General features: G+C 60.8%; 11 protein-coding genes and 4 pseudogenes. 10 read left to right on the plus strand and 5 right to left on the minus strand.

Annotated elements, in window-relative coordinates; genetic code table 11:
• Positions 1-64: 64 nt before the first annotated feature.
• Both AACY31_RS01130 and AACY31_RS01135 read right to left on the minus strand, forming a co-directional pair.
• Positions 65-795: pseudogene (locus AACY31_RS01130) on the minus strand (DUF4123 domain-containing protein).
• Positions 792-2,695 (minus strand): annotated as a pseudogene (locus AACY31_RS01135) (type VI secretion system Vgr family protein). The pseudogenes AACY31_RS01130 and AACY31_RS01135 overlap by 4 nt, the downstream one beginning before the upstream one ends.
• 233 nt (positions 2,696-2,928) lie before the next feature.
• Here AACY31_RS01135 and AACY31_RS01140 point away from each other — a divergent pair.
• Both AACY31_RS01140 and AACY31_RS01145 read left to right on the plus strand, forming a co-directional pair.
• Positions 2,929-3,423, plus strand: coding sequence for a DUF2165 family protein (locus AACY31_RS01140; RefSeq protein WP_339491198.1), 495 nt, complete (start codon positions 2,929-2,931; stop codon positions 3,421-3,423).
• Positions 3,424-3,640: 217 nt separating this feature from the next.
• Positions 3,641-4,405, plus strand: coding sequence for a heparin lyase I family protein (locus tag AACY31_RS01145; RefSeq protein WP_339483150.1), 765 nt, complete (start codon positions 3,641-3,643; stop codon positions 4,403-4,405).
• Positions 4,406-4,533: 128 nt separating this feature from the next.
• On the opposite strand, the gene putP is transcribed toward AACY31_RS01145, so the two are convergent.
• Positions 4,534-6,018: a sodium/proline symporter PutP gene (putP, locus tag AACY31_RS01150; RefSeq protein WP_339483149.1), complete on the minus strand. Its 1,485-nt coding sequence runs from the start codon at positions 6,016-6,018 to the stop codon at positions 4,534-4,536.
• A gap of 460 nt (positions 6,019-6,478) precedes the next feature.
• On the opposite strand from putP, the gene putA reads away from it, so the two are divergent.
• Together putA and AACY31_RS01160 are read left to right on the plus strand one after the other, a co-directional pair.
• On the plus strand, positions 6,479-10,432 hold the full coding sequence (putA, locus tag AACY31_RS01155; RefSeq protein WP_339483147.1) for a trifunctional transcriptional regulator/proline dehydrogenase/L-glutamate gamma-semialdehyde dehydrogenase: 3,954 nt from the start codon (positions 6,479-6,481) through the stop codon (positions 10,430-10,432).
• Positions 10,433-10,642: 210 nt separating this feature from the next.
• Positions 10,643-12,445: an acyl-CoA dehydrogenase gene (locus AACY31_RS01160; protein WP_339503698.1), complete on the plus strand. Its 1,803-nt coding sequence runs from the start codon at positions 10,643-10,645 to the stop codon at positions 12,443-12,445.
• Positions 12,446-12,677: 232 nt separating this feature from the next.
• Here the strand turns inward: AACY31_RS01160 and AACY31_RS01165 are convergent, their stop codons facing one another.
• Positions 12,678-12,980 (minus strand): cell division protein ZapA, encoded by a 303-nt coding sequence (locus AACY31_RS01165; protein ID WP_339483143.1) that lies wholly within the window; start codon positions 12,978-12,980, stop codon positions 12,678-12,680.
• Positions 12,977-13,207, minus strand: coding sequence for a hypothetical protein (locus AACY31_RS01170; RefSeq protein ID WP_339483142.1), 231 nt, complete (start codon positions 13,205-13,207; stop codon positions 12,977-12,979). The genes AACY31_RS01165 and AACY31_RS01170 overlap by 4 nt, the downstream gene beginning before the upstream one ends.
• Before the next feature lie 324 nt (positions 13,208-13,531).
• On the opposite strand from AACY31_RS01170, the pseudogene AACY31_RS28795 reads away from it, so the two are divergent.
• The 6 genes and pseudogenes from AACY31_RS28795 to AACY31_RS01195 form a co-directional block, all read left to right on the plus strand.
• Positions 13,532-14,188 (plus strand): annotated as a pseudogene (locus tag AACY31_RS28795) (MCP four helix bundle domain-containing protein); the annotation flags it as partial.
• 303 nt (positions 14,189-14,491) lie between these two features.
• Positions 14,492-15,091, plus strand: a pseudogene (locus AACY31_RS28800) (methyl-accepting chemotaxis protein); the annotation flags it as partial.
• A 297-nt stretch (positions 15,092-15,388) separates the two neighbouring features.
• Positions 15,389-17,131, plus strand: coding sequence for a potassium/proton antiporter (locus AACY31_RS01180; RefSeq protein ID WP_339483139.1), 1,743 nt, complete (start codon positions 15,389-15,391; stop codon positions 17,129-17,131).
• Positions 17,132-17,165: 34 nt separating this feature from the next.
• A complete protein-coding gene (gene mscK, locus AACY31_RS01185; RefSeq protein ID WP_339483137.1) occupies positions 17,166-20,525 on the plus strand; it encodes a mechanosensitive channel MscK in 3,360 nt (1,119 codons plus the stop codon).
• A gap of 37 nt (positions 20,526-20,562) precedes the next feature.
• Positions 20,563-22,026, plus strand: a complete 1,464-nt coding sequence (gene selO, locus AACY31_RS01190; RefSeq protein WP_339483155.1) for a protein adenylyltransferase SelO — start codon at positions 20,563-20,565, stop codon at positions 22,024-22,026.
• A gap of 536 nt (positions 22,027-22,562) precedes the next feature.
• Complete coding sequence (locus AACY31_RS01195; protein WP_339483136.1) at positions 22,563-22,913, plus strand: DUF6124 family protein; 351 nt, start codon at positions 22,563-22,565, stop codon at positions 22,911-22,913.
• Positions 22,914-22,959 lie beyond the last annotated feature (46 nt).

Raw genomic sequence — 22,959 nt, forward strand, 5'->3', positions numbered from 1 at the left:
GCGACGAGTTTACCTTGAAGCGCGGCAGACGTCAGGGGTTCGCAGCCCGGCGGACAGGTCGTCATCAGCCCAACTCACGCATCAAATACGTCTGCAATGGCGTCTTTTTCGCCGCAACCGGCTCCGATCGCTCAAGAAAGTGGGCAATCTTGCGCCGCAGGATGCTGCCGTCGACCCGCTCGAACAAATACGGATGCTCTTCACCCAGCCAGGTGAGCAAGTTGTCCAGCAGACAGTCCGTCGGCCCCTCCGTCATTGCGTCCAACAGGGCGGCGGGCACTTGCCACCAGGGAAAAGCCTGAGCCGGCCGCTGGCCATTTCCCTCGACGTCAAGGGATTGTCCGTTGATCAGGCAACGCCTGATGACCGGCAGAGTTGCCCGGCCTCCACCTCAGGCGATTGCAGGATCGACCGCATGAAGCGCCCATCCCAGAAACGCAGGAAGACTGGCTTGCCATCGGGCAACAACACCTGTGTGAGCCCTCGCAAGTGTTCGGCAAAGGTTTCCTGGCTCACACACGAAACCGCCAGCCAACCCCAATCGAGGGAGTCGGTGGCGGCAATCCAATCAAGAAACCCACTGTCTGCGCTGACCAGCCCGACATAGGGCATGACCGTTTCCCACTCGGCGTACGGCGTATCGGCCCAGATCGGGCTGGCGGTCGAGTTCATCGAGCGCCTCCAGGCTGACAACGCCCCGGCGCTACTGGCATTGCTGAAAATGGCGAAAAGTTGCTCGGAGGCCTGCAAGGGGCGGCCCTCAAGCCAGGCGCAGGGAGATTGATCGCTGTTCATGGACGCCCCAGGGCATCGACAGGGTTGTGAAAGACCAACGGCGCTGCACAGGCGCCGCTTCTGCAACGCTCACATTCCTCGCAGAACGGTGCCGGGCCTTGGAAACTGAGGACCTGTGCAAGGGAAAGCGCAGGCGCCACCGCGGCGACCAGCTTCTCGGCGCGGCCTGGAGAGCCGGATGTCGCGCTCATGACCGCCATCGGCGCCCCACCGACCTCAATGGGTACGCTGCTGGAAATCCCGCCGGCGCCGACCATGGGTAAGACGCTGCTCATCGGCCTTGAGCTCGTGCCGTACCGGCGACAACGATGCTGCGTTCGTGATCGACCTGCACCCGCTGGTCATGCAGCACATGCTGGGTCCAGTTTCGCTGGGCCCGCAGGTAGATCTCCTCGGCCCCCTTGCGGTCTTCGATGCGCAATTCGTTGTAGCCGCCCCTACCGGGACTGCTCTGGCTGCGCCATAGGCTGCGGGTCTTGTCTGCCGGCAGGTCCAACGGCACCGGGTTGGCGCCGTTGGGCAGGCACCCGACGACCAACGGCTTGTCCACGTCGCCATCGATGAACCCCACCAGAACCTCCATCCCGACTCGAGGGATCATCACCGCGCCATAGTGATCGTGGGCCCAACCTGCGGCCACACGCAGCCAGCAGCTGGAATGCTCATCGCATTGACCGTCGCGATCCCAGACCAGTTGCACCTTGACCCGTCCGAATTCATCGCAATGGATCTCGCTGTCGACCGGCCCGGTCACCACCGCCGACTGATAACCGTGGGCGCGGGGCTTTTCGTGATGCACGGGCGGCCGAAAGAACACGTCCCTGGGCGTGGCGAGAAAGGTATTTTTGTAGCCCTGGAATTCATCCGGACCGGCGGCTGTTTCTTCCAGCACCTGTGGTTGACGGCCATGATGGTCGATCTGCGTCAGAAGCCAGAGATCATTCCACAGCTCCCGGGGATGATCCTTGATGCGCATGAAATATCCGCTGACGAAGGCGCTTTCATCGCTGCCGCCTTCTGCCACGCAGTGGCCGGCGCCATGGCGCTCAAGGACACGCCGGGGCAGATGCTTGCCATCGTCACGGGCAGAGAAACCGCCGGGATAGTGATAGTCCTCGAGCACAGGGCGCTGCCGATTGTCGTGGTGGGTTTGCAGTAACAAGCCGGGCTTACGGAAGTCGTAGTCGCGCAACGTCACAGCAGTGGTATGGGTCTGGAGCCGCACCGCCAAGCGCTTGATGGCCGGCCCGGCGGCAGCCATGCCGCTGTCCGGCAGGTACAGCGTTGTCTCGGGCAGGCGGGGAAACACCGTTTGGTCGTCACCGAACACCAGCAGATGGCCATCAGGGCGGTGCCTGAAGTGATAATGAATGCCGACTTCGGCGCAGATCCGCTCGATGAAGGCCAGGTCGCTTTCGCCATACTGCACACAATACTCGCGCTCGGGGTATTGCCCACCAAGCGTGAACTGGCAGGCATCCGCCAGGATTCCGTGCTCCTTCAGCACCCGGGCGACGATATCGGGCACGCTCAGGTGCTGGAAAATTCGCTGGTTGATGCGATGACGCAAGTAGGCCAGGCGGGGCACCAAGCTGATCTGATAACGGGTCAGGCGTTTGCCCGAATCCCCCTGGGCCACGCTGTAGACCTGACCGTGTATGCCACCGCCCACAGCATCGAACCCCAGAAATGCCTGGCGATGCAGGAGCTCTTCCAGCGCCAGGTCAGGCCGCTCGCTGACCAGTTCCAGGTCGAAGCGATAGGGCTGGCTGATGGCTTCCTTGCCCTTGAACTCGAGCACCTTGAGTTCATTCGGCCCACTGTCGAGTGTCAGCGTGAAACGCGGTGGGATGGCAGGCGGGAACGTCCAATGTGCCTCTGCGAAGTGGAGGCGGGTGATTCTGCACGAGCGATAGGGGAATGGATTGGAGGTCAGGAAAAACAGATTTCCCCTACAGCCAAGAAGCTAAAAGCCGTAAAACCTGATGCATTTTCCGATAGACATTCAAAGCATCGCGGACAACCGCAGCTACCCTGCAAACGAATCAACAGATTCTTGCAATGTGGCCGATTTCTGGGCAGTGGTGACCGTGATAACGTGCCACGGTCGCAAAAAAGCAAAGGACGCACGGCATGACGACACGCTACGCAAAAATCGCAATGACCCTGGCGCTCGCCGCATTCGCCTTCCTGACCGTGCTCAATAACGTCACGGACTACAGCTCCAACTTCAATTTCGTCCACCACGTACTGAGTATGGATACCACCTTTCCCGACAATGCCGCCCGGTATCGCGCCATCGATCACCCCTGGATGTGGCACAGCGCCTATTGGCTGATCATTTTCGGTGAAGCACTGACGGCGGGGCTTTTGAGCTACGGCACACTGGAGCTGTGGCAGGCACGCCAGGCCGAGGCCGCGGTTTTCGCCCGCGCCAAGCGATGGGCCGTTGCCGGCCTGACGATGGGCTTCTTCGTCTGGTTCTTTGGTTTCATGGTCGTCGGCGGCGAGTGGTTCCTGATGTGGCAATCAGAAATCTGGAATGGCCAGGACGCTGCGTTCAGGTTCTACATGGCGATCCTGGGCGCGCTGATCTTCGTCAATCAGGCGGATGCCAACGTGAGTTGAGGTAGGAGTTAATAGTGAGATTCGCACATGTGTCATACGACGTGCTTGACTTGCCACGCCTGTTATTTGGCAATAGGTTTTTAAATATAAAAACTGTCAGGACTGACAGTATCTGAAAAGCCAAAACATTGAAATACTTCCTACACGACACTTTGGCGCCAGAGGCAGCCAGTGTTCAGCAACTTTTTGTATCACCACAACTTTCAGGGCATTCGCCATGCGCCCTTCTTTGATTACCACTGCACTGCTAGTGGTTCTTTTTGATATTTCCTCGTCCGCCGAGGCTCAGTTGATTTGGGATGGAGATGCCGCCAATCCTATTGGCAAAGAAAAAATATTTGCCAATGCCGTGACTGAATGCCCGGCGCCCTCCAGCATCACCGTGATAGACGACACGGCCCGAGGCAAATCCTGGTTATTCCATAAAGGCGCCGGCGAACCCCGCTGCGAAGCGCGCAATGTCAGGACCGGTTCCAATCACACGATCTATCGATTCGAAAAAGACAAAACCTACTTCATAGGCTGGTCATTCAAGCTGAATGACACCCAGAGCAATCATCACCCATTCCAATGGAAGTCCTATGAAACGGGACATCAACAAAACTATCCATTCCTGATGAATGCCAGGGACGGCAACTTGAATCTCTTCTATTACGGCACGCCAACCGAGACATCCGGCATTATCTGGAGCAAACCCATTGAGCCATTCAAATGGTATTGCCTTGTCCTGGCCATCCATACTTCCAACCAATCAAGCAACGGCTGGGCAGAGCTATGGTTCGACGCTCAAGCACAGACCTTCAACAACGGTCAGGAGCGCTTTTTCGGGAGAACCTGGGACGGCGCGAGCATAGGTGCGAACGAGCCTAAATGGGGTGTCTACAACAAACATCAGCCGGGTGTCATGGAGGATGTAGAAAACTATATTTCAGGTCTGAAGATAGGCACCACCTACAACGATGTGCAACAGGTATGTAACTGACACGCGCTACGAGGATCAGAGTTCGTATTGAGCCCATGCCACCCATGAAAAAACGGCCCGCCTCCATTGGAGACGGGCCGTTTTTCATGCAAACCCTCCTGCGAGCCATCGGGGGCTCGCTGAAGGCCTTACTGGTTCAGACGAAAATCTTTTTCCGCCGCGTCGAAGCGCTGCAGCATACCCGCGGTAGGCGAGCCCATCTTGCTGACGATGTAGATGGCCAGACTGGCGAAGATAAAGCCCGGGATGATTTCGTACAGACCCAGCAACGCGAAGTGCTTCCAGACGATCACGGTGATCGCACCCACCAGAATGCCGGCAAGCGCGCCATTGCGGGTCATGTTCTTCCAGATCACGGAGATCAGAACAACCGGACCGAAGGCGGCACCAAAACCGGCCCAGGCGTAGCTCACCAGACCCAGCACACGGTTTTCCGGGTTAGCGGCCAGGGCGATAGCGACCAAGGCCACCAGCAGCACCATGGCGCGACCGACCCAGACCAGTTCCAGCTGGGAAGCGCTCTTACGCAGGAAGGTCTTGTAGAAGTCTTCGGTCAGGGAGCTGGAGCACACCAGCAACTGGCAGCTCAGGGTACTCATGACCGCCGCCAGGATGGCCGACAGCAACACACCGGCAACCCATGGGTTGAACAGGATCTTCGCCAGCTCGATGAACACCCGCTCAGGGTTCTCGGTCACCGGACCGGCCACGTCAGGGTGTGCCGAGAAGTAAGCGATACCGAAGAAGCCCACGGCCACGGTGCCGCCCAGGCAGAGGATCATCCACGCCATGGAGATGCGACGTGCCTTGGCGATCGACTTGACCGAATCAGCCGCCATGAAGCGCGCCAGGATGTGCGGTTGGCCGAAGTAGCCCAGGCCCCAACCCATCAGCGAGATCACGCCGATGAAGGTGGTGTTTTTCAGCATATCGAACGAAGTAGGATCTTTTGCTTCGATGGCCAGGAACGTAGTGTCCACACCACCGGTAGCCAGCAGCACGATGATCGGCGTGAGGATCAGCGCGAAGATCATCAGGGTGGCTTGTACGGTGTCGGTCCAGCTCACGGCCAGGAAACCACCGATGAAGGTGTAGGCGATGGTCGCCGCAGCGCCGGCCCACAGCGCCGTCTCGTAGGACAGGCCGAAGGTGCTTTCGAACAAACGGGCGCCGGCCACGATGCCGGAAGCGCAGTAGATGGTGAAGAACACTAGGATTACCACCGCCGAGATGATCCGCAGCATACCGCTCTTGTCTTCGAAACGACTGGAGAAGTAGTCCGGCAGAGTCAGTGCGTCACCGTTGTGCTCGGTCTGCACCCGCAGGCGACCGGCCACGAACAGCCAGTTCAGGTAGGCACCAACGATCAGGCCGACGGCGATCCAGCTTTCCGACAGGCCGGACATGTAGATGGCCCCCGGCAAACCCATCAACAACCAGCCGCTCATGTCGGAAGCACCGGCGGACAATGCCGTTACCACGCTGCCCAGGCTGCGACCGCCCAGGATGTAATCGGAAAGGTTGTTGGTGGAACGGTAAGCCATCAGACCGATCAGGACCATGGCTGCGATGTAGATCACGAAAGTGATCAAAGTGGGATTACTAACACTCATGAGTTACGCCCTGGCTTTGTTTTTATGTAGCGGTGGCCGTTGAAAGCGTCGTCAACGCAGACATTGTAGCGACGACTTACAGCCCCGCGAATTTATGACTGATGTTTCCCCAGGAAAGCCATCAGCCGATGCCCCTCGGTTTGAACCGGTTGCACCTTGGCCACGAATGCTATTCAACAAATCAAATAAGGTGCAACCAGTTTCGCTCGAATAAGTTGCACCTGATCGGTTTTATCGCAAAATCCGTGTTTTCGCTCCTTTTTAGTGCACTTTATAGCACTCAGATAGAAGCCGGCGCACCAAGCCGGTGCAGGATTAATAGTGCGGTATTTGCTTCCGGATGAACTGCCTGTCATTTCGAGAAAAAAAGGGTTGCACCCGGTTGCACCTCCATCATCGCGCAGCTAATCTTGCCGCCAGCTGATGCCACGCAATACGTGGTAAACATGAGGATAAAAATATGGCTACCACCACCCTTGGGGTCAAACTCGACGACCCGACCCGCGAACGCCTCAAGGCCGCCGCAACCTCGATTGATCGTACGCCGCACTGGCTGATCAAGCAGGCAATTTTCAATTACCTGGAAAAACTCGAGGGTGGTGCAACCCTGACCGAGCTGAACGGTTCACCTCGCACCGACGGCGACGATGCCGACGATGTGCAGGTCGACCATGCTCACCAATGCTTCCTCGAATTTGCCGAGAGCATCCTGCCGCAATCAGTCCTGCGCGCCTCCATCACCGCTGCTTACCGTCGCCCGGAATCTGAAGTGGTGCCGATGCTGATCGAGCAGGCCCGCCTGCCGGCGCAAATGGCCGAAGCCACCAACAAGCTGGCCGCCTCGATTGCGGAAAAACTGCGTAACCAGAAAAGTGCTGGCGGCCGTGCCGGTATCGTTCAGGGTTTGCTGCAGGAATTTTCCCTGTCGTCCCAGGAAGGCGTAGCGCTGATGTGCCTGGCCGAGGCGCTGCTGCGCATCCCGGACAAAGGCACCCGTGACGCCCTGATCCGCGACAAGATCAGCACCGGCAACTGGCAGCCGCACCTGGGCAACAGTCCGTCGCTGTTCGTCAACGCCGCTACCTGGGGCCTGCTGCTGACCGGCAAACTGGTCTCCACCCATAACGAAGCGGGCCTGACTTCTTCCCTGAGCCGCATCATTGGCAAAAGCGGCGAGCCGATGATCCGCAAGGGCGTCGACATGGCCATGCGCCTGATGGGCGAGCAGTTCGTCACTGGCGAAACCATCGCCGAGGCCCTGGCCAACGCCAGCAAGTTCGAATCCAAGGGCTTCCGCTATTCCTACGACATGTTGGGTGAAGCCGCGCTCACCGAACATGACGCCCAGAAGTACCTGGCCTCGTACGAACAAGCCATCCAGTCGATCGGTAAAGCGTCCCATGGCCGTGGGATTTATGAAGGCCCAGGCATTTCCATCAAATTGTCCGCCCTGCACCCGCGTTACAGCCGCGCCCAGTACGAGCGCGTCATGGAAGAGCTGTACCCGCGCTTGCTATCGTTGACCCTGCTGGCCAAGCAATACGACATCGGCCTGAACATCGACGCCGAAGAGGCCGACCGCCTCGAACTGTCGCTGGATCTGCTGGAGCGCCTGTGCTTCGAGCCGCAACTGACCGGCTGGAACGGTATCGGTTTCGTGATCCAGGCCTACCAGAAGCGTTGCCCGTACGTGATCGACTACGTCATCGACCTGGCCCGCCGCAGCCGCCACCGGTTGATGATTCGCCTGGTAAAAGGCGCGTACTGGGACAGCGAAATCAAGCGCGCCCAGGTCGAAGGCCTGGAAGGCTATCCGGTCTATACCCGCAAGGTGTACACCGACGTGTCCTACATCGCTTGCGCCCGCAAGTTGCTGTCGGTGCCGGAAGTCATCTACCCGCAATTCGCCACGCATAACGCCCATACCCTGGCCGCCATCTACCACATCGCCGGTCAGAACTATTACCCCGGTCAGTACGAATTCCAGTGCCTGCACGGCATGGGTGAACCACTGTACGAACAGGTCGTAGGCCAGGTTTCCGAAGGCAAGCTGAACCGTCCGTGCCGCGTGTACGCTCCGGTCGGCACCCACGAAACACTGCTGGCGTACCTGGTACGTCGCCTGCTGGAAAACGGCGCGAACACTTCGTTCGTCAACCGTATCGCCGACCACTCCATCTCGATCCAGGAGCTGGTGGCCGATCCAGTGGCCAGCATTGAACAAATGGCGACGCTGGAAGGTGGTTTCGGCCTGCCACACCCGCGCATCCCATTGCCGCGCGATTTGTATGGCAGCGACCGCGCCAACTCCAGCGGCATCGATCTGGCCAACGAACATCGGTTGGCTTCGTTGTCCTGCGCCCTGCTTGCCACTGCCCATAACGATTGGAAAGCCGTGCCGATGCTCGGCTGTGCCGCCAGCGAAGAAACCCCGGCCCCCGTACTGAACCCGTCCGATCACCGCGACGTGGTTGGCTATGTGCAGGAAGCCACAGTCGCCGACGTCGACAACGCCATCCAGTGCGCCCTCAACGCCGCACCGATCTGGCAAGCCACGCCACCGGCCGAACGCGCCGCGATCCTCGAGCGTGCCGCCGACCTGATGGAAGGCGAGATCCAGCCGCTGATGGGCCTGCTGGCTCGCGAAGCCGGCAAGACCTTCGCCAACGCCATTGCTGAAGTGCGTGAAGCCGTGGATTTCCTGCGCTACTACGCGGTGCAGGCCCGTAACGATTTCACCAACGATGCCCATCGCCCACTGGGTCCGGTGGTCTGCATTAGCCCGTGGAACTTCCCGCTGGCGATCTTCAGCGGCCAGGTTGCTGCTGCCCTGGCGGCCGGCAACCCGGTATTGGCCAAGCCCGCCGAGCAGACGCCATTGGTGGCGGCCCAGGCCGTGCGCCTGATGCTCGAAGCCGGCATTCCGGAAGGCGTGCTGCAATTGCTGCCGGGGCGCGGCGAAACCGTCGGTGCCCGCTTGGTGGGTGACGAGCGAGTCAAAGGCGTGATGTTCACTGGCTCCACCGAAGTCGCTCGCCTGCTGCAACGCAACATCGCCGGTCGCCTGGACAACCAGGGCCGTCCGATCCCCCTGATCGCCGAAACCGGCGGCCAGAACGCCATGATCGTCGACTCTTCGGCGCTGACCGAACAAGTGGTCATCGACGTGGTGTCCTCGGCCTTCGACAGTGCCGGGCAGCGTTGCTCGGCCCTGCGGGTCCTGTGCCTGCAGGAAGATTCCGCCGACCGCGTCATCGAAATGCTCAAGGGCGCCATGGCCGAATCGCGCCTCGGCAACCCTGAGCGTCTGTCCGTGGACATCGGCCCGGTGATCGACGCCGAAGCCAAGGCCGGTATCGAGAAACACATCCAGGCCATGCGCGACAAAGGTCGCACCGTGTACCAGATGGCGATCGCCGACAGCGACGAATGCAAGCGCGGCACCTTTGTCATGCCAACCCTGATCGAGCTGGAAAGCTTCGACGAACTGCAGCGCGAGATCTTCGGCCCGGTGCTGCACGTGGTGCGCTACAAGCGCAAGGAACTGGATCAGTTGATCAACCAAATCAACGCCTCCGGCTACGGCCTGACCCTGGGCGTGCACACGCGCATCGACGAGACCATCGCCAAGGTCATCGACAATGTGCATGCTGGCAACGTCTACGTGAACCGCAACATCGTCGGTGCCGTGGTCGGCGTGCAGCCGTTTGGCGGCGAAGGCCTGTCGGGCACAGGCCCCAAGGCCGGTGGTCCGTTGTACCTGTTCCGCCTGTTGTCGACACGTCCTACCGATGCGATCCAACAGTCCTTCGTCCGTGGCGATGCCCTGACGGCACCTGACGTGCGTTTGCGCGAGGCCATGGGTAAACCGCTGGCCACCCTGCAAGCCTGGGCCGACAGCCAGAAGCTCGCTGAACTGAGCGCCCTGTGCGTGCAGTTCGCAGCCCAGTCGCAAAGCGGTATTACCCGCCAGCTGACCGGCCCGACCGGCGAACGCAACAGCTACGCCATCCTGCCGCGCGAACACGTGTTGTGCCTGGCCGACGTGGAAGGCGACCTGCTGACGCAACTGGCGGCCGTACTGGCCGTGGGCGGCTCGGCCGTGTGGCCGGAAACCGACACCAGTAAGGCGTTGTTCACACGCCTGCCGAAAGACCTGCAGGCACGCATCCAGCGGGTGGCCGACTGGACCAAGGACGAGGTGTTGTTCGACGCGGTCCTGCACCACGGCGATTCGGATCAACTGCGCGGAGTCTGCCAGCAGGTGGCCAAGCGCACCGGCGCCATCGTCGGGGTCCATGGCCTGTCCCAGGGCGAAACCAGCGTGGCGCTGGAGCGCCTGGTGATCGAGCGGGCCTTGAGCGTCAACACCGCCGCGGCGGGCGGTAACGCCAGCTTGATGACTATCGGCTAAACCGCTGCAAACCAGGCACCTGCAATGGGTGCCTGGTAATCGAAATCCCTGTGGGAGCAAGGCTTGCTCCCACAAGGCTTGTCCCCACAGAGCCTGTCCCCACATTGGGATTAGCGTCACCCTCGCTCCTCCATCACCCAAATCAATCATCCTGTTCAGCCTCCATTCCCACGCTTAGACTCGGTCCATCCCAAAAAAAGGTAAGCCGCCATGTCCGAGACGCTGCTCAGTTCCCGCAATCTGGCTTTCGAGCTGTATGAAGTCCTTGATGCCGAGGGCCTGACCCAGCGTGCGCGGTTTGCCGAACACAATCGCGAGACCTTCGACGCCGCCATCGGTACGGCCCGCAGCATCGCCGAGAAATTTTTCGCGCCCCACAACCGCAAGAATGATGAAAACGAACCGCGCTACGAGAACGGCGAGGCGATTCTGATTCCCGAGGTAAAACCGGCGGTGGATGCCTTCCTCGAGGCAGGCTTTCTCAACGCTGCACGCAGCTTCGAGGCCGGCGGCATGCAACTGCCGACGTTGCTGTCCCAAGCCTGCTTCGCGCACTTCCAGTCGGCCAACGCCGCTTCGACCTCTTATCCGTTCCTGACCATGGGCGCGGCGAACCTGATCGAGAGCTTCGGCAGCGAGGAGCAAAAGCAACGCTTCCTGCAACCGATGATCGATGGCCGGTTCTACGGCACCATGGCCCTGACCGAGCCCCATGCAGGCTCTTCGCTGTCGGATATTCGTACGCGCGCGGAGCCTGCATCCGACGGCACCTATCGACTCAAAGGCAACAAGATCTTCATTTCTGGCGGCGATCATCCATTGTCGGAAAACATCGTGCACATGGTCCTGGCGAAACTGCCGGACGCGCCACCGGGCGTGAAGGGCATTTCGCTGTTTATCGTGCCCAAGTTCCTGGTCAACGACGACGGCAGCCTCGGCCCGCGTAACGACGTGCTGTTGGCCGGGCTGTTCCACAAGATGGGCTGGCGTGGCACCACCTCCACCGCACTGAACTTCGGCGACAACGGCGATTGTGTCGGTTACCTCGTAGGCAAACCGCACCACGGCCTGAGCTACATGTTCCAAATGATGAACGAGGCGCGAATCGGCGTCGGCATGGGCGCGGTGATGCTGGGTTACGCCGGCTACCTGTATTCCCTGGAATACGCCCGCGAACGCCCACAGGGCCGGGTTCCCGACAGCAAAGACCCGAGCACCGCCCCCGTGGCGATCATCCAGCACGCCGATGTGCGCCGCATGCTGCTGACCCAGAAGGCCTACGTTGAAGGTTCGTTTGACCTGGGGCTCTACGCTGCGCGGCTATTCGACGACACCACCACCCTGGAAAGCGAAGTCGAGCGCAGGCGCGCCCACGAACTGCTGGACCTGCTGACGCCCATCGTCAAATCCTGGCCCTCGGAGTTCTGCCTGAAAGCCAACGAGCTGGCGATCCAGATTCTGGGGGGGCACGGCTACACCCGTGAATACCCGGTGGAGCAGTATTACCGCGACAACCGTCTGAACCCGATCCATGAAGGCACCCACGGCATCCAGTCTCTGGACCTGCTGGGGCGAAAACTGGCGCAGAACAGCGGTGCCGGGCTCAAGCAATTGATCCGCCTGGTGGCCGACACCACTGAACGCGCCCAGGCGCACGCATCACTGACGCCGTTGCGCCAACCGCTGGAAGCGCTGGTGGCACGCCTGCAAACCGTCACCCTCGGCCTACTGACCGACCTGGCCCAGGGCAAAGTCAACAGCAGCCTCGCCAACTCGGCGCTGTACCTGAAGGTGTTTGGGCACATGGTGATCGGCTGGCGCTGGCTGGAACAGGCGATTCGTGCCGAGGAAGGCCTGGCCAAGGGGAATGCGGCGGATAGCGACTTCTATAATGGCAAGCTGCAAGCAGCGCGCTACTTCCTGACTTGGGAAGTACCGGGTTGCCATCATGAGCTGGCGATTCTCGAGGCGCGGGATGATACGTGCCAGGGGATGCTGGATGAGTGGTTCTGAGCCAGCGCTTGTGGTGGGCCTCAAATCCCATCGCGAGCAGGCTCGCTCCCACAGGGTTCCAAGTGAACACGACATCTGCGTTCACCACCATCCACTGTAGGAGCGGGCTTGCTCGCGAAAGCGGTATGTCAGTTGCAATTGATTTGCCTGATCCACCGCCTTCGCGAGCAAGTCGGATCGCCGCACCGCCGCTCCCACAATGAGATCACCATCAACCTTTGGTCCTTAGGTTTCAGGCCTGCTGAATGGTCTTGGCAATCACATCGACCGTGGCGCTGACTTGCTCTTGGTAACGGTCGAGTTCCGCTTGATGGTCTTTCTGCATTTCCATCTGCTGCGAACACAGGTTCATGGCCGCCAGCACCAACAGGCGATCACCGATCAGCGTCGGGTATTTCCTTTTCGTGTCGGCCAGTGCGGCCTTGAGCATGACAGCGGCGTCCAACAGGGCCTGTTCCTGGCCGGCCGGCGCTTTGATTGAATAGTCCTCTCCCAGGATCGAGATGACTGTCACCCCATCGGCGCCGTGCTTCATGCGCTGACAGGACCGGCGCTGGCGCGCTCGATCAAGGCCTGGATGCGGGCGGCGGTGGTGCCGTGCAGTTCTTCCTGCTCCATCAAGCTCAGCTGCAGGCTCTCGTTTTCATCCTTGACCCTGGCAAGTTCTGCGCCCAGGGTTTCGTTCAGGCCGGTGAGGTGACGGTTCTGTTGCACCAGGTCATTGACCAGTTGCTCCAGTTGACTGAGGGATGTTTCCAACATATTGATTTCCAGCCGTTTTCAAGGGGCGCGTACGATAAAGAAAAGTCACTGCCAATACCACGTTTTACGGGGTAGCAGGGCTTTCCGGCGAGTTTTAGAGACTGCGAATGGGGAATCTGGTTCCGCCCCTTCGTCGCACCGCAGCCTTTGCTCTGCGACAAAACCACGCCTGTCACTCAAGACTTTAGTCGTATGACCGATAAGTCAGGGAACAGCTGTCATAGCCCCGCACGGATGCGCCTCCTTCCGGAATTTTCCATGTCCCTACGTAATATGAACATCGCGCCGCGGGCGTTCCTGGGGTTTGCCCTGATCGGTGCCCTGATGCTGGCCCTGGGGGTGTTTGCCCTGACCCAGATGAGCACCATTCGTGCATCCGGCAAGAGCATCGCCGAGAACACCGTGCCCAGCATCAAGGCCCTGGATGAGTTCACCCAGCTCACCCTGCGCCTGCGGGTGCTCTCCTATCGCTTGCTGACCAACCGCGAACCGGACGTCCAGCAGAAAACCTACGATCTGTTCGAGCAACGCAACCAGCAAATCCGCGCGGCCCAGGCGGCCTATGAAAAACTGATCAGCACCCCGGAAGAACGGGCCACCTACGATCAATACGTGCAACTGCTGGGGCAATACCGTCAGCTCGAAGAGCGGATGAAAAACCTGTCGCGCAACAATCAGATTGAAGATCTGCGGGCTCTGCTCAACACCGAACTGTTGAGCAACTCCGAAGCCATCAACGGGGTACTCGGGCGCCTGCTGGAGATCAATAACCAGCAAGCCGACGCTTTCAATCAGGGTGCAGAGCAACACTATTCAAGAGCCTTCAATTTGGTTGTCACACTCCTGGTTGTCGCCACCGGCCTGACCTTGCTGTTCGCCTGGCTGCTGACCAACAGCATCACCAAGCCGATTGCCAACGCCCTGGACGCCGCCGAAGAAATCGCCAAGGGTAACCTGACCCGCCCGATTGCGGCCGATGGCGACGACGAAGCCGGTCGTCTGCTGCGGGCGATGTCGACCATGCAGGAAAAACTGCGCGACACCTTGCAACGGATCTCAGGCTCAGCCACGCAACTGGCCTCTGCCGCCGAAGAACTCAACAGTGTCACCGACGAAAGCGCCCGTGGCCTGACCCAGCAGAACAACGAAATCGAGCAGGCCGCCACCGCGGTCAACGAGATGACCAGCGCCGTGGAAGAAGTCGCGCGCAATGCAGTCAGCACCTCCGAAGCGTCGAAAGACGCCACCGCGTCCGCTGGCGATGGCCGCGAACTGGTGCAGGAAACCGTCAGTGCCATCGAACGCATGAGCGCCGATGTGCAGGGCACCGCCACATTGATCGGCAACCTGGCCAATGAGTCCCGTGACATCGGCAAGGTGCTGGACGTGATCCGCGGCTTGGCCGACCAGACCAACCTGCTGGCGCTCAACGCCGCCATCGAAGCCGCCCGTGCCGGTGAGGCCGGTCGCGGCTTTGCCGTGGTCGCCGACGAAGTGCGCGCCCTGGCCCACCGTACCCAGCAGTCGACCAGCGAGATCGAGCGCATGATCGGCAGCATCCAGAGCGGCACCGAACACGCCGTGGATTCGATGCGCAACAGCACCGAGCGTGCGGAGTCGACGCTGAACATCGCCCGCGGTGCCGGCATGTCCCTGGACACGATCAACACCGCCATCGTCGAGATCAACGAACGCAACCTGGTGATCGCCAGCGCCGCCGAAGAGCAGGCCCAGGTGGCCCGTGAAGTGGACCGCAACCTGGTGAACATCCGCGACCTGTCGGTGCAATCGGCCACCGGCGCCAACCAGACCACCGCCGCCAGTGCCGAACTGTCGCGCCTGGCCGTGGACCTGAGTAGCATGGTTGGGCGGTTCAGCCTTTAACCCTCCAGCGTTTATGGCCAGAGATTGCTCCCGCGGGGCTCTGTAGGAGCTGGCGAAGCCTGCGATCTTTTGATCTTGATCTTTCGCTCTGGACTCAATTGGCTGTGGAACGATCGCAGCCTCGTTGCACTCGACAGCGCCTACAAGGGCGAGCGGGAGCAACGGTATTGCTGCCGCGCTTGTCCCCCAATCCAAAACCTTTTTTGACAGCATCACATTTCAACAGGTTAGAATCGCTGGCACGCAGACTGCATGGTCAATCTGTGCCCGCCCTTCAGTTTTACCGGAGTAACGCCTTTGACTGCGACGACCATCAACAGCCTGTTCTTGATCGGCGCGTTGCTGGTAGGTGCGAGCATCCTGGTGAGTTCTCTTTCGTCGCGCCTGGGCATCCCGATCCTGGTGATCATCCTGGCCGTGGGCATGGCGGCCGGTGTCGACGGCGCCGGTATTCTTTTCGATAACTACGCCACGGCCTACCTGGTCGGCAACCTCGCATTGGCGGTCATCCTGCTCGACGGCGGCTTACGCACCCGGGTGTCGAGTTTTCGCGTTGCGCTGTGGCCAGCGTTGTCGCTGGCCACAGTCGGTGTATTGATCACCACCGGGCTGACCGGCCTGGCGGCGGCGTGGCTGTTCAACCTGAACCTGATGCAGGGTCTGCTGATCGGCGCCATCGTCGGCTCCACCGATGCCGCGGCAGTGTTTTCGCTGCTGGGTGGCAAGGGCCTGAATGAGCGGGTCAGCGCCACCCTCGAGATCGAGTCCGGCAGCAACGACCCCATGGCGGTATTCCTGACCGTCACCCTGATCGGCATGCTCGCCAGTGGCGAAACCGGCCTGCATTGGAGCCTGGTGGGGCATCTGGTGCGCGAGTTTGGCATCGGCGCGGTGGTCGGCCTGGGCGGCGGCTGGCTGATGCTGCAACTGGTCAATCGCATCAACCTGGCCAACGGCCTGTACCCGATCCTGGTCATCAGCGGCGGCTTGGCGGTATTTGCCTTGACCAACGCCCTGCACGGCAGTGGCTTCCTCGCGGTGTACCTGTGCGGCCTGGTGATCGGCAACCGTCCAGTGCGCAGCCGCCACGGTATCCTGCATATGCTCGATGGCATGGCCTGGCTGGCACAGATCGGCATGTTCCTGGTACTGGGGTTGCTGGTCACGCCCCACGACCTGCTGCCCATCGCCCTGCCCGCCCTGGGCCTGGCATTGTGGATGATCCTGTTTGCGCGCCCGTTGTCGGTCGTGGTCGGCCTGCTGCCGTTCAAGGCGTTCCACGGTCGCGAAAAAGTGTTTATCTCCTGGGTCGGCCTGCGCGGCGCGGTGCCGATCATCCTCGCAGTGTTCCCGTTGATGGCCGGGCTGCCCCACGCCCAGCTCTATTTCAACCTGGCGTTCTTTATCGTGCTGGTCTCGCTGCTGGTGCAGGGCACCAGCCTGCCGTGGGTTGCCAAGTTGCTGCACGTGACCGTCCCGCCCGAGCCGTTGCCCATTTCCCGGGCGGCCCTGGAAGTCCACGTCACCAGCGAGTGGGAGTTGTTCATCTATCGCCTGGGCGCGGAAAAATGGTGCATCGGCTCGCCCCTGCGGGACCTGAAAATGCCCGAAGGCACACGCATCGCCGCCCTGTTTCGGGGCCAGCAACTGCTCCATCCGTCGGGTAGTACCGTGCTGGAAGTCGATGATTTGCTGTGTGTTATCGGCCACGAACACAATTTGCCGGCCCTTGGAAAACTGTTCAGCCAGGCGCCACAACGGGGCCTGGATTTGCGCTTCTTCGGCGACTTCGTACTCGAAGGAGACGCCCAGCTGGCCGCGGTTGCGGCGCTGTACGGACTGAAACTGGACGGCATTGATCCGGACATGTCCCTGGGCCGCTTCATTGCCCAAAAAGTCGGCGGTGCGCCAGTGGTCGGCGACCAAGTGGATTGGAACAACACCCTGTGGACCGTCGCGGTCATGGACGGGAACAAGATCGCCAAAGTGGGCGTCAGATTCCCCGAAGGAAGTCGCCCGGGTCCCGGCTTGTTCCTCTAAACTGCTCCCACTCTCACTTGCTCGACCGGTCTTTATGCCTACCCTGCGCTCCTTTTTCGCCATCGCCCTGCTGGGCCTGAGTCTCTCTGTCTGCACACTGCACGCCGCTGACCTTCCCGCCAGCGCTTCAGTGCAGGCCAGCCTGGACAAAATCGCCGACCGCAAACTGCCGGAAGCCGAGCAGAAAGCCCTGCAGGCTGTCTTGCAGAACACGCTGACTCAGCTCAGTAACAAGGCCGACTACGAGCAGAAGCTGCAGGCGCTCAAACAGCAGCTGGCCACGGCCCCCAAGCAAAACATCGAGAACCAGCGCGAACTGGCGCGACTCAAGGGCACCGCGGTGGTACCAGTGGCACAACGCTACGCCAACCTGCCGATTCCCCAGCTCGAGCAAATGCTCACGGACCGCTCCACCCAGCAGGGCGACCTGCAAAAAGCCCTGGCCGACGCCAACAGCCTGATCATCACTGCCCAAACCCGCCCCGAGCGGGCCCAGGCAGAGATCTCCAACAGCCAGAGCCGCATCCAGCAGATCAACGCCACCCTGAAGACCGGTAAGGACGCCGGCAAGACCCTGAGCGGCGAACAACGCGACCTGCTCAACGCCGAGCTGGCAGCGCTCAATGCGTTGATTCCGCTGCGCCGCCAGGAGCTGGCCGGCAACAGCCAACTGCAGGACCTGGGCAACGGTCAGCACGATTTTCTGGTGGAAAAAATTGCGCGCACGGAGCAGGAAATCCAAGACCTGCAAAACCTGATCAACCAGAAACGCCTGGCCCAGTCCCAGGAGACGGTGACCCAGCAGTCCATCGAAGCCCAGAAGGCCGGTGGCAGCAGCCTGCTGGCAACCGAAAGCACGGCCAACCTGAAGCTCTCCGACTACCTGCTCAAGAGCACCGACCGCCTTAACGAAGTCACCCAGCAGAACCTGCAAACCAAGCAATTGTTGGACAGCGTCACCCAGACCGACGCTGCCCTGGACGAGCAGATCAACGTACTCAAGGGCAGCCTGCTGCTCTCCAAGATCCTCTACAAGCAACGCCAGACCCTGCCGCGCCTGAAGCTGGACCAGAACCTCGCCGACCAGATCGCCGACATTCGCCTGTACCAGTTCGAAGTCAGCCAACAGCGCGAGCTGCTGAACAATCCAAGCGCCTATGTCGACAGCCTGCTGGCCTCCCAACCGTCGGAGCAGGTCACACCGCAACTGCGCAAGACCCTGCTGGACCTCGCCCTGACCCGCGTCGACCTGCTGGAACGCCTGAACCGCGAATTGAGCGCGGTGCTCAACGAATCCATCACCTTGCAGCTCAACCAGAAACAACTGCTCAGCACCGCCCAGAACCTGCGAGCGACCCTCGAAGAGCAGATGTTCTGGATTCCCAGCAACAAGCCGCTGGATTTCGACTGGATGCGCGGCGCACCGATTCGCCTGGAGAAACAGATCGACTCACTGCCCTGGGCATCGAGTCTCAGTGAGCTGGCCGATGGCCTGACTCAACGGCCACTGCTGTTCTTGCCCCTGGCGTTGCTGATCGGTGCGCTACTGTGGCGGCGCAAGAGCCTTTATGCCCGCTTGAACAAGGTTCACCAGGACGTCGGTCACTTCAAGCGCGACAGCCAGTGGCACACGCCCCAGGCGATCCTGATCAATATCCTGTTGGCGATGCCAGTGGCACTGGCGCTGACCCTATGCGGCTATGCCCTGCAGATCGACGCCCGCGGCCAGAACGCCAACCTCGGTGCGGCGCTGCTACAGATCGGCCAGGCCTGGCTGGTGTTCTACACCGCCTATCGGGTGCTGGCGCCGGGCGGCGTGGCCGAGTTGCATTTCCGTTGGGAGAAACCCCAGGTCGAGTTCCTCCAAGGCTGGATCCGCCGACTGGGGCTGGTGGTGTTGGCGTTGGTGGCCGTGGTAGCCGTGGCCGAGTTGCAACCTTCGAGCCTGGCCGATGACGTGCTCGGCATGCCGGTGGTACTGACCTGCTACGCGCTGATGGCGTGGTTGCTCAGCCGCCTGTTGCTCAGCAGCCCGACACACAAGAACACCTCGCTGTTTCGCAAGGCGGTCGGGGTGATGTTCACCGCCCTGCCGATCGCGTTGTTCGTGGCGGTCTGCTTTGGCTACTACTACACCGCGCTGAAACTCAGCGATCGGCTGATCAACACCCTGTACCTGCTGATGTTCTGGCTGGTGATCGAGGCCACCTTCGTGCGCGGCCTGTCCGTCGCGGCGCGGCGCCTGGCCTACCAGCGCGCCCTGGCCAAGCGTCAGGCGGCCAAAGAGGCCGGCGACGGCGAAGCGGTGATCGAAGAGCCAACGCTGGACATCGAAAAGGTCAACGAACAATCCCTGCGCCTGATTCGCCTGGCGTTGCTCGGCGGTTTCATCGCGGCGCTGTACTGGGTCTGGTCGGACCTGATCAGCGTGTTCTCCTACCTGGACAACATCACCCTCTATGAGTACACCAGCGGCACCGGCGCCGCCATGAGCATGGTACCGATCAGCATCGGCGACATGCTCGGGGCGCTGATCATCATCGGCATCACCTTCGCCCTGGCACGCAACCTGCCGGGCCTGTTGGAAGTGCTCGTGCTGGCGAAACTGAACCTGGCCCAGGGCAGTGCCTATGCCACCACCACGCTGCTGTCCTACGTCATCGCCGGCGTCGGCTTCGTCACCACCCTGTCCACCCTGGGCGTGAGCTGGGACAAGCTGCAATGGCTGGTGGCCGCCCTGTCGGTGGGCCTGGGCTTCGGCATGCAGGAAATCTTCGCCAACTTCATCTCCGGGATCATGATCCTGTTCGAGCGACCGGTGCGGATCGGCGACACCATCACCATCGGCAACCTGTCGGGCACGGTCAGCAAGATCCGTATCCGCGCCACCACCATCACCGACTTCGACCGCAAGGACATCATCGTCCCGAACAAGACCTTCATCACCGGGCAATTGATCAACTGGTCGCTGACCGATACCGTGACACGGGTAACCCTTAAGGTAGGTGTCGACTATGGGTCGGACCTTGACCTGGTCAAGGAGTTGCTGCTCAAGGGCGCCCGGGGAAATCCACGGGTGTTGAAGGAGCCGGAACCACTGGTGTACTTCCTGAATTTCGGGGAAAGCACCTTGGACCACGAGCTGCGCATGCATGTGCGTGACCTGGGCGACCGCAACCCTGTACTGGACGAGGTCAACCGGTTCATCAGCCGCGAATTCAAAAAGCACAACATCAGCATCGCATTCCGGCAGTTGGAGGTCTCCTTGAAAAACGCTCAGGGCCTGGAATACAAACTGGTGCCAGTCTTGCCGCAAGACACGACGACGCCCGAGCCTCCCCTCACGCCAGGGCCCAAGTCCTTGCCAGAGCCGCCGGCAGCCACCCTCGACTGATCGCGCCATGCCTGAACGCATCGCGCCGGAGACGGCCATGAAAACGCTGGAAACCTTGACCTTCGATAACCGCTTCGCCCGCCTGGGCGACGGCTTATCGACCCACGTGCTGCCCGAGCCCATCGACAATCCGCGGCTGGTGGTCGCCAGCCCAGCCGCCATGGCGCTGCTGGACCTGGACCCGGCCGAAGCCGAAACACCGCTGTTTGCCGAGATCTTTGGCGGCCACAAGCTGTGGGCTGAAACCGAGCCCCGGGCGATGGTGTATTCAGGGCATCAGTTCGGTCACTACAACCCGCAATTGGGCGACGGCCGCGGGTTGCTGCTGGGCGAGGTGTACAACGAGGCCGGCGAGCACTGGGACCTGCATCTCAAGGGCGCCGGCCAGACGCCGTTCTCACGGATGGGTGACGGGCGCGCGGTGCTGCGTTCATCGATCCGCGAGTTCCTCGCTTCCGAAGCCCTGCATGCCCTGGGCATCCCCACCACCCGCGCCTTGTGCGTGATCGGCTCGGACACCCCAGTGTGGCGCGAAAAGCAGGAGCGCGCCGCCATGGTGCTGCGCCTGGCGCCTAGCCACGTGCGCTTCGGGCATTTCGAATATTTCTACTACACCAAGAAACCCGAACTGCATGCAGCCCTTGCCGAGCACGTGTTGAACCTGCATTTCGCCGAGTGCCGTGAGCAACCGGAACCATACCTGGCGATGTTCCGCGAAATCGTCGAGCGCAACACCGAGCTGATTGCCAAATGGCAGGCCTACGGTTTCTGTCACGGCGTGATGAACACCGACAACATGTCGATTCTGGGCATCACCTTCGACTTCGGGCCGTTCGCCTTCCTCGACGACTTCGACGCCAACTTCATCTGCAACCACTCCGATGACCAGGGCCGCTACTCCTTCAGCAACCAGGTGCCCATCGGCCAGTGGAACCTCAGCGCCCTGGCCCAGGCCCTGACGCCGTTCATCAGCGTCGAAGCCCTGCGCGAAACCCTCGGCTTGTACTTGCCGCTGTACCAGGCCCACTACCTGGACCTGATGCGCCGCCGCCTCGGCCTGACCAGCGCCGAGGAGGATGACCAGAAACTGCTGGAGCGCCTGCTGCAACTGATGCAGAACAGCGGCGTCGACTACAGCCTGTTCTTCCGCCGACTGGGCGATCAAGCCCCCGCGCAAGCCGTCGCCACCCTGCGCGATGACTTCGTCGATCTCAAGGGTTTCGATGCCTGGGGCGAGCTGTATGTCGCCCGCGTCAACCGCGAAGGCGCCGTCGATCAAGACCAGCGTCGCGCCCGCATGCACGCCGTCAACCCGCTGTACGTGCTGCGCAACTACCTGGCGCAGAAAGCCATCGACGCTGCCGAATCCGGTGACTACGAAGAAGTCCGCCGCCTGCACACCGTGTTGAGCAAGCCGTTCGAAGAACAACCAAGCATGGACAGCTACGCACAACGCCCGCCGGAGTGGGGCAAGCATCTGGAGATCAGTTGCTCGTCGTAACCCTTCCTCGCCGCAGGTTCGGGGTTGCCTGGGAGAAAGTCATCGCGAGCAAGCTCGCTCCCACAGGGGTTGGGTGTTGCCGCAAATATCGCGATCACACAGCCACCCTTGTGGGAGCGAGCTTGCTCGCGATGGCGATCTTCAATTCACCACATGAAGCCAATCCACTCCCCTTGACGATCACCGCGTTTATTTCGATGTAGGACCATTCAGGAGCAGGCTACGCCGCCTTGCGCCATTGCCTACAACTACGCCAGAATCCGCCGGCTTGTGCGCCTTGGGGTCGGGCTTTATCGTTTTCCCCGTCGCTGAAAATCAGCGATCGGGTTTAGCGATCCGACTCAACACAGACGCAACAATGCCCAGTCTCGATTGCAGTCTTTTACGTCTGCAACTCGCTTAATGGTGGCTGTGCGTGGGAGACCTTCTGGTCTACCCGGGGTTTCTGTGACCCGGATCGCTAACCTGCGTACAGCCGCCACCTTTACTTGTTTAGCGATAGGTCGTGGTGGCTCAACCAATCACGGAGATTCACCATGTTCAAAGCAACCCCCAATCCGCCCGATACCGATCCAGCCACTAAAAACTCAAAAGAATTCGACGAAACTGCTGACCGCGTCCTCGACTACTACCTCAACCCAAAACCCAACAAACCCGAGGCCGATCCAGGCCAACTGTTCACCGTCGTCAATGGCGTCGACACCGAAACCCTGCTCGCCAACCTCAGCGAAAACCTGGCCTCGGCCAACGCCATGGTCAGTGACCTGGCGTTCGATTTGGAAGGCCCCAAGCGGCACATTGCCCTGGGCATTCAGCAGTTGATCGAACTGAGCAGCTTATTGGCGAACCGGGCACTGGACAACGTCGACCCACGCCAGTCGACATAGCGCATCCCCCTGTGGCGAGGGAGCTTGCTCCCTCGCCACAGTTAGT

This window comes from Pseudomonas sp. RL_105y_Pfl2_101, from assembly GCF_963970585.1.
In the GTDB taxonomy this organism is placed as follows: Bacteria; Pseudomonadota; Gammaproteobacteria; order Pseudomonadales; family Pseudomonadaceae; genus Aquipseudomonas.

Excerpts from the sequence above, each read along its gene's own strand:
- AACY31_RS01140 (WP_339491198.1), top strand. The coding sequence starts at position 2,929 with ATGACGACACGCTACGCAAAAATCGCAATGACCCTGGCGCTCGCCGCA.
- AACY31_RS01145 (WP_339483150.1), top strand. The coding sequence starts at position 3,641 with ATGCGCCCTTCTTTGATTACCACTGCACTGCTAGTGGTTCTTTTTGAT.
- putP (WP_339483149.1), bottom strand. The coding sequence starts at position 6,018 with ATGAGTGTTAGTAATCCCACTTTGATCACTTTCGTGATCTACATCGCA.
- putA (WP_339483147.1), top strand. The coding sequence starts at position 6,479 with ATGGCTACCACCACCCTTGGGGTCAAACTCGACGACCCGACCCGCGAA.
- AACY31_RS01160 (WP_339503698.1), top strand. The coding sequence starts at position 10,643 with ATGTCCGAGACGCTGCTCAGTTCCCGCAATCTGGCTTTCGAGCTGTAT.
- AACY31_RS01165 (WP_339483143.1), bottom strand. The coding sequence starts at position 12,980 with ATGAAGCACGGCGCCGATGGGGTGACAGTCATCTCGATCCTGGGAGAG.
- AACY31_RS01170 (WP_339483142.1), bottom strand. The coding sequence starts at position 13,207 with ATGTTGGAAACATCCCTCAGTCAACTGGAGCAACTGGTCAATGACCTG.
- mscK (WP_339483137.1), top strand. The coding sequence starts at position 17,166 with ATGCCTACCCTGCGCTCCTTTTTCGCCATCGCCCTGCTGGGCCTGAGT.
- selO (WP_339483155.1), top strand. The coding sequence starts at position 20,563 with ATGAAAACGCTGGAAACCTTGACCTTCGATAACCGCTTCGCCCGCCTG.
- AACY31_RS01195 (WP_339483136.1), top strand. The coding sequence starts at position 22,563 with ATGTTCAAAGCAACCCCCAATCCGCCCGATACCGATCCAGCCACTAAA.